The organism is Sphingomonas sp. BAUL-RG-20F-R05-02 (assembly GCF_022662305.1).
Classification (GTDB): domain Bacteria; phylum Pseudomonadota; class Alphaproteobacteria; order Sphingomonadales; family Sphingomonadaceae; genus Sphingomonas.
Genome location: NZ_JAKNQH010000002.1, coordinates 424,732 through 438,735 on the forward strand (window position 1 = coordinate 424,732; position 14,004 = coordinate 438,735).

General features: G+C 65.9%; 14 protein-coding genes. 1 reads left to right on the top strand and 13 read right to left on the bottom strand.

Annotated elements, in window-relative coordinates; genetic code table 11:
* Positions 1 to 25: 25 nt before the first annotated feature.
* The 13 genes from L8F97_RS07005 to rimP all read right to left on the bottom strand — a co-directional run bounded on the left by L8F97_RS07005 (position 26) and on the right by rimP (position 12,541).
* Entirely contained in the window at positions 26 to 601 is a 576-nt protein-coding gene (locus tag L8F97_RS07005) for a hypothetical protein (RefSeq protein ID WP_242147897.1), read from the bottom strand.
* Between the two features lie 200 nt (positions 602 to 801).
* The gene (gene pnp, locus L8F97_RS07010) at positions 802 to 3,165 is read right to left on the bottom strand and encodes a polyribonucleotide nucleotidyltransferase (RefSeq protein ID WP_242147899.1); all 2,364 of its coding nucleotides are present in this window, start codon (positions 3,163 to 3,165) and stop codon (positions 802 to 804) included.
* Between the two features lie 253 nt (positions 3,166 to 3,418).
* Complete coding sequence (gene rpsO, locus L8F97_RS07015) at positions 3,419 to 3,688, bottom strand: 30S ribosomal protein S15 (RefSeq protein ID WP_242147901.1); 270 nt, start codon at positions 3,686 to 3,688, stop codon at positions 3,419 to 3,421.
* Positions 3,689 to 3,707: 19 nt separating this feature from the next.
* The gene (truB, locus tag L8F97_RS07020) at positions 3,708 to 4,601 is read right to left on the bottom strand and encodes a tRNA pseudouridine(55) synthase TruB (RefSeq protein WP_242147903.1); all 894 of its coding nucleotides are present in this window, start codon (positions 4,599 to 4,601) and stop codon (positions 3,708 to 3,710) included.
* Between the two features lie 31 nt (positions 4,602 to 4,632).
* Positions 4,633 to 5,055, bottom strand: coding sequence for a DUF6491 family protein (locus L8F97_RS07025; protein ID WP_242147904.1), 423 nt, complete (start codon positions 5,053 to 5,055; stop codon positions 4,633 to 4,635).
* Between the two features lie 30 nt (positions 5,056 to 5,085).
* Positions 5,086 to 5,664 (bottom strand): thymidine kinase, encoded by a 579-nt coding sequence (locus L8F97_RS07030; RefSeq protein ID WP_242147906.1) that lies wholly within the window; start codon positions 5,662 to 5,664, stop codon positions 5,086 to 5,088.
* Between the two features lie 17 nt (positions 5,665 to 5,681).
* Entirely contained in the window at positions 5,682 to 6,080 is a 399-nt protein-coding gene (rbfA, locus tag L8F97_RS07035; protein ID WP_242147908.1) for a 30S ribosome-binding factor RbfA, read from the bottom strand.
* Positions 6,081 to 6,084: 4 nt separating this feature from the next.
* Entirely contained in the window at positions 6,085 to 6,408 is a 324-nt protein-coding gene (locus tag L8F97_RS07040; RefSeq protein ID WP_242147910.1) for an HNH endonuclease, read from the bottom strand.
* 89 nt (positions 6,409 to 6,497) lie between these two features.
* Positions 6,498 to 9,278 carry a translation initiation factor IF-2 gene (gene infB, locus L8F97_RS07045; RefSeq protein ID WP_242147912.1) on the bottom strand — a complete coding sequence of 927 codons (2,781 nt, stop codon included), beginning with the start codon at positions 9,276 to 9,278 and terminating at the stop codon, positions 6,498 to 6,500.
* The gene (locus L8F97_RS07050; RefSeq protein WP_242147913.1) at positions 9,279 to 10,082 is read right to left on the bottom strand and encodes a DUF448 domain-containing protein; all 804 of its coding nucleotides are present in this window, start codon (positions 10,080 to 10,082) and stop codon (positions 9,279 to 9,281) included. It lies immediately after the preceding gene.
* Positions 10,063 to 10,308 (bottom strand): tautomerase family protein, encoded by a 246-nt coding sequence (locus L8F97_RS07055; RefSeq protein ID WP_242147915.1) that lies wholly within the window; start codon positions 10,306 to 10,308, stop codon positions 10,063 to 10,065. Before L8F97_RS07055 ends, L8F97_RS07050 begins: the two co-directional genes overlap by 20 nt.
* A gap of 5 nt (positions 10,309 to 10,313) precedes the next feature.
* Positions 10,314 to 11,927, bottom strand: a complete 1,614-nt coding sequence (nusA, locus tag L8F97_RS07060) for a transcription termination factor NusA (protein ID WP_242147916.1) — start codon at positions 11,925 to 11,927, stop codon at positions 10,314 to 10,316.
* Positions 11,927 to 12,541: a ribosome maturation protein RimP gene (rimP, locus tag L8F97_RS07065; RefSeq protein ID WP_242147918.1), complete on the bottom strand. Its 615-nt coding sequence runs from the start codon at positions 12,539 to 12,541 to the stop codon at positions 11,927 to 11,929. The genes nusA and rimP overlap by 1 nt, the downstream gene beginning before the upstream one ends.
* 165 nt (positions 12,542 to 12,706) lie before the next feature.
* Here rimP and L8F97_RS07070 point away from each other — a divergent pair, with 165 nt between their 5' ends.
* Positions 12,707 to 13,912, top strand: a complete 1,206-nt coding sequence (locus L8F97_RS07070; RefSeq protein ID WP_242147919.1) for a PQQ-dependent sugar dehydrogenase — start codon at positions 12,707 to 12,709, stop codon at positions 13,910 to 13,912.
* The last annotated feature ends 92 nt before the right edge of the window (positions 13,913 to 14,004 follow it).

Here is a 14,004-nt window from a genome sequence, read left to right on the forward strand (position 1 = left end):
ACGTCAGATGATCGGGTGTGGCTGATTACGGCGTGAGTTGAGCGTCGAGTTGCCGTCCGTTGCTTGTCAGCCTGTTGGGGATCCAGCATTGGGCGAGGGAGCGCTCCGAACGAGACCACCAATCGACCACTGGTCCGGTAAACCCCGCCAACGCCATATGAGCGCCGTAGCCGGTCATCCCGTCGGGCGTACCGCTCACCGTCAGCAACGGCGTGTCCGTGATCATGATCCTGCCCGAACGGGCAGGCGGAGCGAACCCGCCGACCTTCAGCCGCGCAAGATCCTCCAATGCAGCGGTCAAGGCGGGACAGGAATTGCCGTCGATCCAGTCGTGAACGGTCTTGTCGCCTGCCGAGCATTGTCCGTTGACTTGGCTGGCACACCAATTGTGATCGCGCCGCCGTCGTTCGGCGATCCAGCGTTCTCGCTTGCCATCGTGCACCACGATCGAAACGATGACGGTCTCGTCTACGTCTACCCCTAGTCCGCCACCCTTGAGCGTGACGCGATAGCGCTCAAGCGGATAAGGCGTTGTTTGCCCGAAAGCCGGAGCGGTGACCGCAAAGAGTGCGATGAAAGCGCCTGCTCGCCCGATTCCCATAGCCCTGCTCCGCCCTAGCAGCGCGGCTGCCGGTTGTGCACGTCTAACCCATGGTTGAGTGCTGACAAAGGCTAACACCCAAAATCTGCATTCTGCGCACCCGACACGTCATCGCGGTCATCCGCTTTGCCGATGCCCCCAACAAAAAAGGCCCGGGGTTGCCCCCGAGCCTCTTTCGTTCGTCGCTAGACCACGAGAGATCAGTCGCGATCGCCGGTCAGGAAGGCCGGCGCGAACTCCGGCGCTGGGCCCTCGCCGTTCTCGCCCTGCGACTCGCGCTTGGGGCCACGGCCTTCGCGGCGGGGGCCGCGCCCTTCACCGCGATCGCCGCGACCTTCGCCGCCGCGGCCGCCTTCACGGCCACCGTCCCCACGCGGGGCACCACGGCCACCGTCACCGTCACGACGGGGCCCACGCGGACCACGGTCGCCACCCTCACGCGGCTCGCGTGCGGGGCGCGAGTCTTCCAGCTCGGCGCCGGTTTCCTGATCGACGACGCGCATCGACAGGCGAACCTTGCCACGCGGGTCGATCTCGAGAACCTTGACCTTGACCTCCTGGCCCTCCTTGAGGACGTCCGAGACCTTCTCGACACGCTCGTTCTTGATCTCCGAGACGTGGACGAGACCGTCCTTGCCGCCCATGAAGTTCACGAACGCACCGAAGTCCACCAGGTTGACGACCTTGCCGTCATAGACCTTGCCGACTTCGGCTTCCTCGACGAGGCCCTTGATCCACTTGATCGCGGCTTCGATCTGCGCCGGATCGGACGACGACACCTTGATGACGCCCTCGTCGTCGATGTCGACCTTGGCGCCGGTGGTGGCGACGATCTCGCGGATCACCTTGCCGCCGGTGCCGATCACTTCACGGATCTTCGACTTGTCGATCTGGAAGCTTTCGATGCGCGGTGCGTGTGCCGACAGCTCGTTGCGGGTCGACGACAGCGCCTTCGACATTTCGCCGAGGATGTGCGCGCGGCCTTCCTTGGCCTGATCGAGCGCGACCTTCATGATCTCCTCGGTGATGCCGGCGATCTTGATGTCCATCTGCATCGTGGTGATGCCGGCCTCGGTGCCTGCCACCTTGAAGTCCATGTCGCCGAGGTGATCCTCGTCGCCGAGGATGTCGGACAGAACCGCAAAGTCCTTGCCTTCGAGGATCAGGCCCATCGCGATGCCCGACACCGGACGCTTGAGCGGAACGCCCGCATCCATCATCGACAGCGAACCGCCGCACACCGTCGCCATCGACGACGAGCCGTTCGACTCGGTGATGTCCGACAGAACGCGGATCGTGTACGGGAACTCGTCCTTCGACGGCAGCACCGGATGCAGCGCGCGCCAAGCGAGCTTGCCGTGGCCGACTTCACGACGCCCCGGCGCACCGAAGCGGCCGACTTCACCGACCGAGTAGGGCGGGAAGTTGTAGTGCAGCATGAAGTTTTCGTACGAAAGACCGGTCAGACCGTCGATCATCTGCTCCGCATCCTTGGTGCCGAGCGTGGTGGTGCAGATCGCCTGCGTCTCGCCACGCGTGAACAGCGCCGAACCATGCGTGCGCGGCAGGAAGTGGACCATCGCCTCGATCGGACGGATCTGCTTGGTGCTGCGGCCGTCGATGCGCTGGCCGTCCTTGAGGATGGCGCCGCGAACGATTTCCGCTTCCAGCTTCTTCATCAGCTTGCCGGCAGCCATCTGGTCCTGCGGGGTCGCATCGGCAAAGGCAGCCTTGCCCTTGGCGCGCGCCTCGTTGAGCAGGCCCGAACGCTTGGACTTGTCGGTAACCTTGTAGGCGGCGGCGATGTCCTTGCCGATCAGCTTCTTGAGCTTGTCCTTGGCAGCCGACAGGTCGGCCTGCGGGGCCATTTCCCACGGGTCCTTGGCAGCCTGCTCGGCGAGATCGATGATCCCGTTGACGACTTCGCGGCATGCCTTGTGCGCGAACTGCACCGCGCCGAGCATGACCTCTTCGGAAAGCTCCTTGGCTTCCGATTCGACCATCATCACGGCGTCGCCGGTGGCGGCGACGACGAGATCGAGGTCGCCTGCCTTGATCTGCTCGTTGGTCGGATTGAGGATGTACTCGCCGTCGATGTAACCGACGCGCGCCGCGCCGATCGGGCCCATGAACGGCACGCCCGAGATGGTCAGCGCAGCCGATGCCGCAACCATCGCGAGGATGTCGGGCTCGTTCTCGCCATCATAGCTCAGCACCTGGGCGATGACGTTGATCTCGTTGTAGAACCCTTCGGGGAACAGCGGGCGGATCGGACGGTCGATGAGACGCGAGACCAGGGTCTCCTTCTCGGTCGCGCCGCGCTCACGCTTGAAGAAGCCGCCGGGGATGCGGCCGGCCGCGCTGTACTTTTCCTGATAGTGGACGGTGAGCGGGAAGAAGTCCTGCCCCTCCTTCACCGAACGTGCCGCCGTGACGGCGCAGAGAACGACGGTTTCGCCGAGCGTCGCGATGATCGCGCCGTCAGCCTGGCGGGCAACGCGGCCCGTTTCCAGCGTGAGGGTCTTGCCGCCCCACTGGATGCTGCTGGTTTTGGTATCGAACATGGGATTTCCTTCAACACCGCCGGCCAGATGCCGGTCGGGGCCTATCTGCGGACTTGACCGGTCCGCGCGGGGTGGAGCCTGTCTTGGCCCCGACGTGGGAGGCGAGCCGAATTGCCGCCGCCCAAGGTGTTCCCCGGCGGTCTGCCGGGGCTCAGGTGCTGCGTACCGTATTCCGGCGCGCAGCGTTAGAGTGTTTGCCAAGTCCCCGCGTCAGGCGGAGACAAAAAAACGGCGCCCGGAGGCGCCGTTTCGGTTACTTGCGAAGACCAAGCTTCGCGATGAGATCGAGATACCGCTGACCATCCTTGTGACGGAGATAGTCGAGCAGCGAACGACGCTTGTTGACCATCATCAGCAGGCCGCGACGCGAATGGTTGTCCTTGGCGTGGCCCTTGAAATGCTCGGTCAGGTTGCGGATGCGCTCGGTGAGGATCGCGACCTGCACTTCGGTGCTGCCGGTGTCGCCTTCGGCGCGGCCGTGCGTCTTGATGAGTTCCTGGCGCTTCTCTGCGGTGATCGTCATATATTTTCCTTCGACATCGTTACAGGTTGAAGCCGCGTTCGACCCGGACGTTACCATCCGTAACCTCGACCAGCGCGACGGGTGCATCACCCAGCAGCGCGAAATGGAGGCCATCTACAGCGGCGATCCCGGCCAGTACACGCCCCTGTCGGAGCGCCCCTGCCTGGTCGGGGGTGAGGGATAGAGCCGGGATGTCGTCCAGCCCCGCCCTCAGCGGCAGGAGTCTCTGTTCAAGGGTGCGCGCCATAGCGTGTTGGTCGAGATTGTCCAGCGATATCGCCTGCGACAGATCGAACGGCCCCGCCTTGGTCCGTCGCAGCATGGTGACATAGCCGACGGTGCCGAGCGCCAGCGCAATGTCGCGCGCAAGGCTGCGGATGTAGGTGCCCTTGGAGACATGCGCGCTGAGCGTCACCTCCTCCAGCACCCCGGCATCGGCGACGGCCGCGACCGTCAGCGCGTGGATCGTCACCGCGCGCGTGGCCAGCACCACCTCCGCGCCTGCCCGCGCGAGATCATAGGCGCGCTCGCCATCCACCTTCAGCGCGGAATAGGCCGGCGGCACCTGCTCGATCGGCCCGGTGAAGCGCGGCAGCACCGCCTCGAGCGCCGTCCGCGTCGGCCGCACGTCGCTGGTGGCTACACCCTTGCCCTCCGCATCGAGCGTATCGGTCTGTTCGCCGAAGCGGATCGTGAAGTCGTACACCTTGTCGCTGTCGAGCATCCGCCCGGCAAGCTTGGTCGCCTCCCCCACCGCGATCGGCAGCACGCCGGTGGCGAGCGGATCGAGCGTGCCGCCATGCCCGACCTTCCACTTGCCGTAGCCGCCCTGCCTGAGCGCGCGCTTTACCGCCGAGACGCCTTGCGTCGATCCTAGCCCAAGTGGTTTGTCGAGAATGATCCAGCCATGCATCCGCCGCGCCTAGCGGCGGAACGTCGTGCCGTCAGCCCCGCGTGATACGATTGAGGCCGGGCTTGAGCTTGCCGGGTCTTGGCGGCGGCCCCGCGCTCGCGGTCAGGCTGTCGATCGGGCAACGCTGACCATCGACCAGCAACGTACCGGTGCGATCGAGCGACCCGCCGTTGAAGCGCGTGTCCACCCCGATCCGTGTCGCAAAGCTGAGGCCAAGGCAACGCCCCAGCACTTTGGCGTAATACCAGCGCCGCTGCTGATCCTGCAGCCAGGCGCCGCGATCCCCATCCGTCTCGAAATTGTAGAGGTTCTGGCTGCGGAGCAACGGGATGCTGGTTTCCTTGCCGATCTGCTCAGGCGGCCAGCCGCCGGCCCTGGCATCGCCTTTCACATCCGCAACCGCGATTGCCGGCAGCGCCAGCAGCATGGTGGCGAGGATCATGGGTCTAAGCATGCGAAACCTCCGAACGTGCTGTTCGGGCCGTTACCGCACGCCGGCTGAACGCTCGCTGAAATGCCGGCGGCACAGCGCAATGTAGCGATCGTTGCCGCCAATTTCGGTCTGCGTACCATGCGTGACTGCCCGCCCCGCCGCATCGACGCGCAGGTTCATCGTCGCCTTGCGCCCGCACTCGCACACCGACTTGATCTCGATGAGCGAATCAGCCAACGCCAGCAGCCGCGCCGACCCCGCGAACAAATTCCCGCGAAAATCGGTTCGCAAGCCGTACGCCAACACCGGGATGCCGTGCCGGTCCGCCAGCGAGGCAAGCTGATCGACCTGATCCGCTGTCAGGAATTGCGCCTCGTCGACCATCACGCAGGCCGGGGGTTCCGACTGTGCCAATGCAATTGCTGCGAGGTCTGTCTCCGCGTCGAACGCCAGCGCCGGCGCCACCAGACCGATCCGCGACGTGATCGTCCCCGCCGCAAAGCGATCGTCGATCGCGGCGGTGAACAGCAACGTGCGCATGCCCCGCTCGCGGTAGTTGAAATCGGCCTGCAGCAGGTTGGTCGATTTGCCCGCGTTCATCGACGCATAATAGAAATAGAGCTTGGCCATCTGACGACTTTCGCGGGTCAGTCTTCGCTGTCGCCGAGATCCTGCGCAACATGCGGCGCGCGCAACAACTGGTCGATATGGCTGCCTTCGTCGAAGCTTTCGTCGGCGACGAACTTCAGCTTGGCGGCGTACCGCGTCTGCACGCGCCCGGCGACCTCACGCTGGAGATAGGCGGTGTTGGTGCGCAGCGCCTTGAGCACCGCCTCCTCGTCCTTGCCGAGCAGCGCCTTCACGAAGCAGGTCGCATGGCGCAGATCGGGTGACATCCGCACCTCGGTGATCGTCACCGCATGACTGGCGAGCGTCTCGTCATGCACGTCGCCGCGCATCAGGATGTCGGACAGCGCATGGCGCACCTGTTCGCCGACGCGGAGCAGGCGGACGGAACGGGTTTCGGGGGTTTCGGCTGGTCTCATGATGTCACTTTGTACGACGCGCGGTCGGCGCATGGAAGTCGGGAGGTTTGTCGGCAATCCACGCGAGAAACTTCGTCAGTCGCGGGTCCGTTGCGACCGCCGCCGCAACACCGGGCTGCGCGAGTTCGGCGTTGGTGAAGGCGGTGTGGATCGCACGGTGGCAGATCGGATGCACCGGCACCGTCTCACGCCCGCCGCGACTTTTCGGCAACGGATGATGCTGTTCGATTTTGCGGCCCAAAGGTCGGCCACAGAGCCAGCACGCGGTCGGCGGCGGCACGATCACCCGCGCCACCGGTTCACGGGCGGTCCGGCGCGAACGCCGCATCGTTCAGCCTCGCCGTTGCAACGCGACCACCGCATCAGCTCGTGTCGATGCAGGCGAACGGCGCATTACCCGCCGCTCGCCCGCGTCAATCACAGCGTGCGTTCGCGCAGTTCGACCTCGAAGGTTTCGAGGAAGTCGCCCGCCTTGATGTCGACGAAGTTCGACGTGAACGTCACACCGCATTCCAGACCAGCCCGGACCTCGGCAACGTCATCCTTGAACCGGCGCAGCGAAGCGATTTCGCCCTGGTATATGATGACGTCATTGCGCGTGATGCGTGCCTTGAGCGCCTTGCGAATGTTGCCTTCGGTAACGAGCAGACCCGCCGCCTTGCCGTGCTTGCCGGCGGAGAACACGTCGCGGATCTCGGCGCGGCCGACCACCGTCTCGAACGCCTCCGGCCCAAGCTCGCCCGCCATGCCCGCGCGGATCTCGTCGATCAGGTCGTAGATCACGTCATAGTATTTGAACGCGACCTTTTGACGCTCGGCGATCTCGCGAGCCTTGGCATTCGGGCGGACGTTGAAGCCGATGATCGGCGCCCCCGAAGCCCCGGCCAGCGTCACGTCGCTTTCGGTGATGCCACCGACGCCCGAGTGCAGCACCCGTGCCTTGATGTCATCGGTCGAGATCTTGTTGATCGACGACACGATCGCCTCGACCGAACCTTGCGTGTCGGCCTTGACGACGAGCGGATATTCGATCGCCTGCTTGTCCTTGAGCGCGGAGAACATGCTCTCCAGGCTTGCCGGGGTCGACGTGGTACGCTTGTTGGTGATGACGCTCTGACGATATTCGGCGACTTCACGGGCACGCGCCTCGTTCTCCACCACCGACAGCAGATCGCCCGCGCGCGGCACGCCCGAAAGGCCGAGCACCTCGACCGGCATCGACGGGCCGGCTTCCTTGATCTGCTGGCCCTTGTCGTTGGTCATCGCACGGACCTTGCCGCTCTCCGCGCCGACGACGAACACGTCGCCGACCTTGAGCGTACCACGGTTTACGAGGATCGTCGCGACTGGTCCACGACCCTTGTCGAGCTTCGCCTCGATCACCGCGCCCTCGGCCATACGGTCGGGGTTGGCGCGCAGTTCGAGCAGTTCGGCCTGAAGCTGGATCTTCTCGATCAGCGTATCGAGCCCGGTCTTCTTCATCGCCGACACTTCGACGTCCTGCACGTCGCCCGACATTTCCTCGACGACGACTTCGTACTGAAGCAACGCCTCGCGGACCTTCTGCGGGTTGGCCTCGTGCTTGTCGACCTTGTTGATCGCCACGATCATCGGCACGCCGGCCGCCTTGGTGTGGTTGATCGCCTCCACCGTCTGCGGCTTGATGCTGTCGTCCGCCGCGACCACGAGCACGACGATGTCGGTCACGTTGGCGCCACGTGCGCGCATCTCGCTGAACGCTTCGTGGCCCGGCGTATCAAGGAACGTCACCTTCGACTTGTCCTTGAGCGTCACCTGATACGCACCGATGTGCTGGGTGATGCCGCCAGCTTCGCCGCGCACCACGTCCGTGCCGCGCAGCGCGTCGAGCAGGCTGGTCTTGCCGTGATCGACATGGCCCATGATCGTGACGACCGGCGGACGCGCCTTCAGCGTCGCCTCGGCATCGCCCTCGGTCTCGATCGCGAGATCGATATCCGAATCGCTCACGCGCACGATGTTGTGGCCGAACTCGGTGACGAGCAGCTCGGCGGTATCCTGGTCGATCGTCTGCGTCATCGTGACGGGCATGCCCATCTTGAACAGCGTCTTGACCAGATCCGCGCCCTTCTCGGCCATACGGTTGGCGAGTTCCTGCACGGTGATCGTCTCGGGCACCTGCACGTCGCGGACCTGCTTGGCCTGCGCCTCGCGCGGGCCACCCATGCGGCGATGCTCCTTCTCGCGCGCACGCTTCAGCGCGGCAAGGCTGCGGGCGCGCGCGCCGTCACCATCGCCAAGCGCGCGGTTGACGGTGAGCTTGCCGGCGGTGCGGCGATCGTCGCCCTTGCGGTCACGCTGCGTCGGGCGCGGCGGTTCGCTGCCCGGACGCTTCGGCGCCAGACCACCCGATGGCGTAGCAGCGGTCGTATTCGTGCTGGCCGGCGTGGCTGCCGCCGCGGCGGGTGCCGGCGTGGGCGCCGGGGCCGGACGCGGCCGCTCCGGGCGCGGCACCGGCGTGAACAAACGCGGCGCAGGCAGGCTCGAATCGAGCGTGATCGTCAACGGCGGCGGCGGCGCAGGCGGCGCGACCGGCGCACGTACCGGAGCCTTCGCCTGCACGGGGGCAGGCGCCACAGCGGGTGCTGGCGTCGGCGCAGATACCGGTTCCGGTGCAGCAGGCGCCTCGACGACCGGCGCAGGGGCGGGCGCCGGTGCCTCGACGATCGGCTCCGGCTTGGGCGCGGGGGCAGGCTCGGTGGCCGGTGCAGGCGCTTCGGCGGCGCGGGCGCGCTCCTCGGCGCGGCGGCGCTCTTCGTCGATCGCGTCGAGGCGGATGCGCTCGTCACGGCGGCGATTTTCTTCAAGCGCAGTCATCCGCGCCTCTTCCGCCTCGCGCAGAAGCTTCGCCTGAAGCTCCTGCCGCGACAGCAGCAAATTGGCGGGCGATACCGGGCTGGTACGCGGCTCGGGCGCGCGCGCCTGCGGTGCAGGCGTGCTCGGCGCCGGAGCAGGCGGCGTGGCGGGTGCCGGCGCGGCGGCAGCCGGCTCGGGCTCACCCGGGCGGCGCAACGTGCGCGCACGCTTCACCTCGACCACGACGTTGTTCGAACGCCCATGGCTGAAGCTCTGCTTGACCACGCCAGTTTCGACGGTACGCTTCACCCCAAGAGGTTGGCGCATGCCGAGTTTCGGCTTTTCGTTATCCGTATCGCTCACTCAAATTCCTCGTAACGTCGTATCGGCATCGGGCTCCGGCCCGGAAATCTCTGCCTCGGCGTCGTGTTGCGACGCCGATGCGCCCTGCGAGGCCGTTTCGCAAGACGAGAGGATGGGGTCGGGTCCGAGAAAATGCAGCCAGCGGTGGAGCGCTTCTTCCACGCGCGCAGCGGCATTACGCTCCGTCAGGCCGATATGTACCACATTCTGCCGTCCCAGCGCCACGGCCAATATGGTGCGCGGCACCGGCAAAACCAAGCCCCTGAGATCGGAGCCTTCGGCATCGCGCCCGACGCGCCATGCCTGGTCGAGCTTGCGGTTGCCGTCGGCGCCGGCATCGCAGGCGTGGAGCAGCAGGTGAAGCTGGCCGGACCGCGCTGCGGTCTCGATCTTTTCCGAGCCGGTCAGCAAAGTGCCCGATCGCGACTCCAGCCCAAGCCGGTCGAGCGCGGCGCGCTCCAGCGCATCGGCGAGTCGCTCCGGCAGGTCGTCGGGGATCGCGATCGGTCCGGTCTTGAACGCGCGCGCGAGCGCACCTTTCAACTTGCCCTTCTTGATCGCCGTCTCAAGCTCGGCGCGCGTCACGCCGATCCAGGCGCCCCGCCCCGGCGCCTTGGCGCGCACATCGGGCAGCACCGCGCCATCCAGCGCCAGCGCCAGCCTAACCAGCGCCTCACGCGGCGCACGGTCCCCGGTCAGGATGCATTTCCGCACGGCCTCGTCGGCGGCAGACGCGGTTCCGCGTTTGCCCCGACGATCCGATGATGTTGGCGAGCCTAGCGCCTCATCGTGGGGATTCCGCATGCGCGTCCTCCTGCACTGGCTTGGGCACACTCTGGCCCGCGTCCCGGTCGGCGATCAACTGACCGCCGGCCCCGTAGTTCTCGGTCGAGACTTCCTCGATCACCACCTGTACCGCCGCCGCCGGCTTGCCGAGCCGCGCGACGAGGCTGGCGGTGACGTCGGCAACGACGCCCGCCTTCTGCTCGCGCGTGGCGGACCCGGCCAATCGGATGCTGACGAACGGCATGGCGCTTACGCTTCCTCGCTCGTGGCGTCCGCCGCAGGCTCATCATCGAACCAGTGCGCGCGGGCGGCCATGATGATCTCGTTGCCCTGCTCGTCGGACAGACCATATTCGCCGAGCACGCCGGCGCGATCCTCGCTGCGGGTTTCGCGCTTGGGCGCGTCCTCATTGCGGCGGCGCTGTTCCTGGCGCTTCTTCTGCACCAGTTCGTCCGTCGCGAGATCGGCGAGATCGTCGAGCGTCTTGATGCCCGCCTTGCCCAGCGTGACGAGCATCGCCTCGGTCAGATACGGCATCGTCGCGAGAGCGTCCTCGACGCCGAGTTCACGGCGCAGCGTCCGGTTGGCTTCCTCGCGGCGCTCGAGCGCCTCGGTCGCGCGGCTCTGCAATTCGGCGGCGAGATCCTCGTCGAAGCCCTCGATCGCGGCGATTTCGTCCGCCTCGACATAAGCGACTTCTTCAAGGTTGGTGAAGCCCTCCGCGACCAGCAACTGCGCGAGCGTCTCGTCGACGTCGAGCTCACCCTGGAACATCTCGGTGCGCTCGACGAATTCCTTCTGGCGCTTCTCGCTCGCATCCGCTTCGGTCAGGATGTCGATCGCCTTGGCGGTCAACTGCGAGGCGAGCCGCACGTTCTGGCCGCGACGGCCGATCGCCAGCGACAGCTGATCGTCGGGCACGACCACCTCGATCCGCTCCTCCTCCTCGTCGATCACCACGCGACTGACAGAGGCCGGCTGCAGCGCGTTGACGACAAAGGTGGCGATATCGGGCGACCACGGGATGATATCGATCTTCTCGCCCTGCATCTCCTGCACGACGGCCTGCACGCGGCTGCCCTTCATGCCGACGCACGCGCCGACCGGGTCGATGCTCGAATCGTGGGAAATCACGCCGATCTTGGCACGCGACCCCGGGTCACGTGCCGCCGCCTTGATCTCGATGATGCCGTCATAGATTTCCGGCACTTCCTGCGCGAACAGCTTTTTCATGAAGTCGGGATGCGCGCGGCTGAGGAAAATCTGCGGGCCGCGGTTCTCGCGGCGCACGTTGAGGATCAACGAGCGGATGCGGTCGTTGACGCGCACCACTTCGCGCGGGATCTGCTGGTCGCGGCGGATCACGCCTTCCGCCCGGCCGAGATCGACCACGACGTGACCGAACTCGACACGCTTCACCACGCCGGTGATGATCTCGCCCTGACGATCCTTGAACTCTTCGAACTGGCGGTCACGCTCGGCATCGCGGACCTTCTGGAAGATCACCTGCTTGGCGGCCTGCGCGGCGATCCGGCCGAACTCGATCGGCGGCAGCGGATCGACGATATAGTCGCCGATCTCCGCACCCTTCTGGAGCTTCTCGGCTTCCTTGAGGTTCACCTGCTTGAAGAAATCGTCGACCGCCTCGACCACTTCGACCACGCGCCACAGCCGCAGATCGCCGCTGTTGGGGTCGAGCTTGGCGCGAATGTCGTTCTCGGCGCCGTAGCGCGCGCGGGCAGCACGCTGGATCGCATCTTCCATCGCCTCGATGACGATGCCCTTGTCGATCATCTTTTCGCTGGCGACCGAGTTCGCGATCGCGATCAGCTCGGCCTTATTGGCGGAAACGGCGGTGGCCATCAGTTCAGTCCCTTATCCTTGGCGCTCTCCAGCGCCGCATCTTCGCCAGATACGTCTTCGTCCGAATCGTCTTCGAGCACTTCTTCCTCGTCGGCGCCTTCCATCGAAAGCGGCCGGGTCGCAGCGAGCAGCCGGTCGGTGAACACCAGCTTGGCGTCACCCACATCGGCGAAACCGATCGTCATGTCGCCCTGCTTGCGCACCTCGATGGTGATGCGATCGCCATCGACGCCCTTGATCGGACCGGTGATCTGCTTGCGACCCTCGACCGGCTGCGCCAGCACGACGCGCGCGTCATGCCCCGCCCAGTCGGCGAAATCCTGCAACCGCGTCAGCGGGCGATCGATGCCGGGCGACGATACTTCGAGGCGATATTCCTCGTTGATCAGGTCGCGGCCTTCCGCTTCCGGCTCGTCCATCCGCTCCGAGATGCGACGCGACAGTTCGGCGCAATCGTCGATCGTCAGCTGGCGCGTATCTGGGCGTTCGGCCATCACCTGCAGCGTCAGGTCGCCCGAACCGCCGAACAGCTTCACGCGCACCAGGTCGAACCCAAGCGCCTTCGCCTCGGGTTCGATCAACGCGGTCAGCTTGGCCCGATCGGGGTCCGCCATCTTTGCTCCAAACAAGCAGGGTTGCCGCCGGAACCGGGTGGCTCCGACCTCTTCACCATAACGATGTAGAGAATATGGCGTGGATATAGGCCGAAAGCCGCACGCTGGCAAGCATATCCGCATTTGGCGCTTGGCAGGTGCGGCCATGACGCTAGGATCGCTCCCATGATCCGCCTCGCCCCCGCGTTGCTGCTCGCCCTCGTGGCCTGCACCCCTCCGTCCGCCAATGCAGGAGGGAACGGCACCGGCGTCGCGTCCACCCAGTCCGGGCCGCCTTTCACGGCAACGAAACAGGGCCAGTTCGACTCGCCCTTCGCGATGGCGTTCCTGCCGGATGGCAGCCTGCTCGTCACCGAGAAAGCCGGCAAGCTGAAGCTGCGCGACCCGAGCGGCCACATCCGCGACGTGGCCGGCGTGCCCAAGGTGGCCGACGTCGAACAAGGCGGATTGCTTGGCGTGGCGCTCGCGCCCGATTTTGCGTCGAGCCACGCGCTCTACCTCACCTATTCCGAAAACCGCCCGAACGGCGTCGGACTTGCGCTTGCCCGCGCCACGCTGGTGGGTACGCAGTTGCAGGGCTCGAACGTCATCTGGCGGTCGGGGTCGAACGGCAAGGGCGGGCAGTTCGGCGCGGTGATCGCCTTCGCGCCCGATGGCAAGTCGCTGTTCCTGTCCTCGGGCGAGCGCCAGCGCTTCACGCCCGCGCAGGATACCAACCAGAAGCTCGGCAAGATCCTCCACCTCACGCTCGATGGCAAACCCGCACCGGGCAACCCCTTCGCGCAGCAGGTCGGCACGCCGACCGTCACCGTGTTCGATCCGCCCGACAACACGGGCGCCGCGTTCAAGGAGAAGGGCACGCAGCAGGCTGTCGAGGGCACGAACACCGCTCCGGCGGAAATCTGGAGCATGGGCCACCGCAACCCATATGGTCTCGCGTTCGATACAGGTGGCCGCCTGTGGGAGATCGAGATGGGGCCGAAGGGTGGCGACGAACTGAACGTCATCCTGCCGGGCAAGAACTACGGTTGGCCCAAGGCGTCGAACGGCAGCAACTACGACGGCACCGACATTCCGGATCACAAGCCCGGCGATGGCTTCGAGCCGCCCAAAACGTTTTGGAACCCGTCGATCTCGCCCGGCGGGCTGATGATCTATTCGGGCGACCTGTTCCCGCAGTGGAAGGGTTCGGCGTTCATCGCCGCGCTGTCGGGCGAGGCGCTAATCCGCGTGAAACTTGACGGCGACAAGGCGACCAAGGCCGACCAGTGGCCGATGAACACGCGCATCCGCGACGTGGTGCAAGGCCCCGACGGCGCGATCTGGCTACTGCAGGACGACGGCGCGCTGATGAAACTGACGCCACGCTGACCCCGCAATCGGAGGGCGTCCCCATCCCGGCGTGATGCTCCGATGCAAGCACTTCCCCCACCGGCGACGGTGGGGAAGTGCTTGCATCCGGA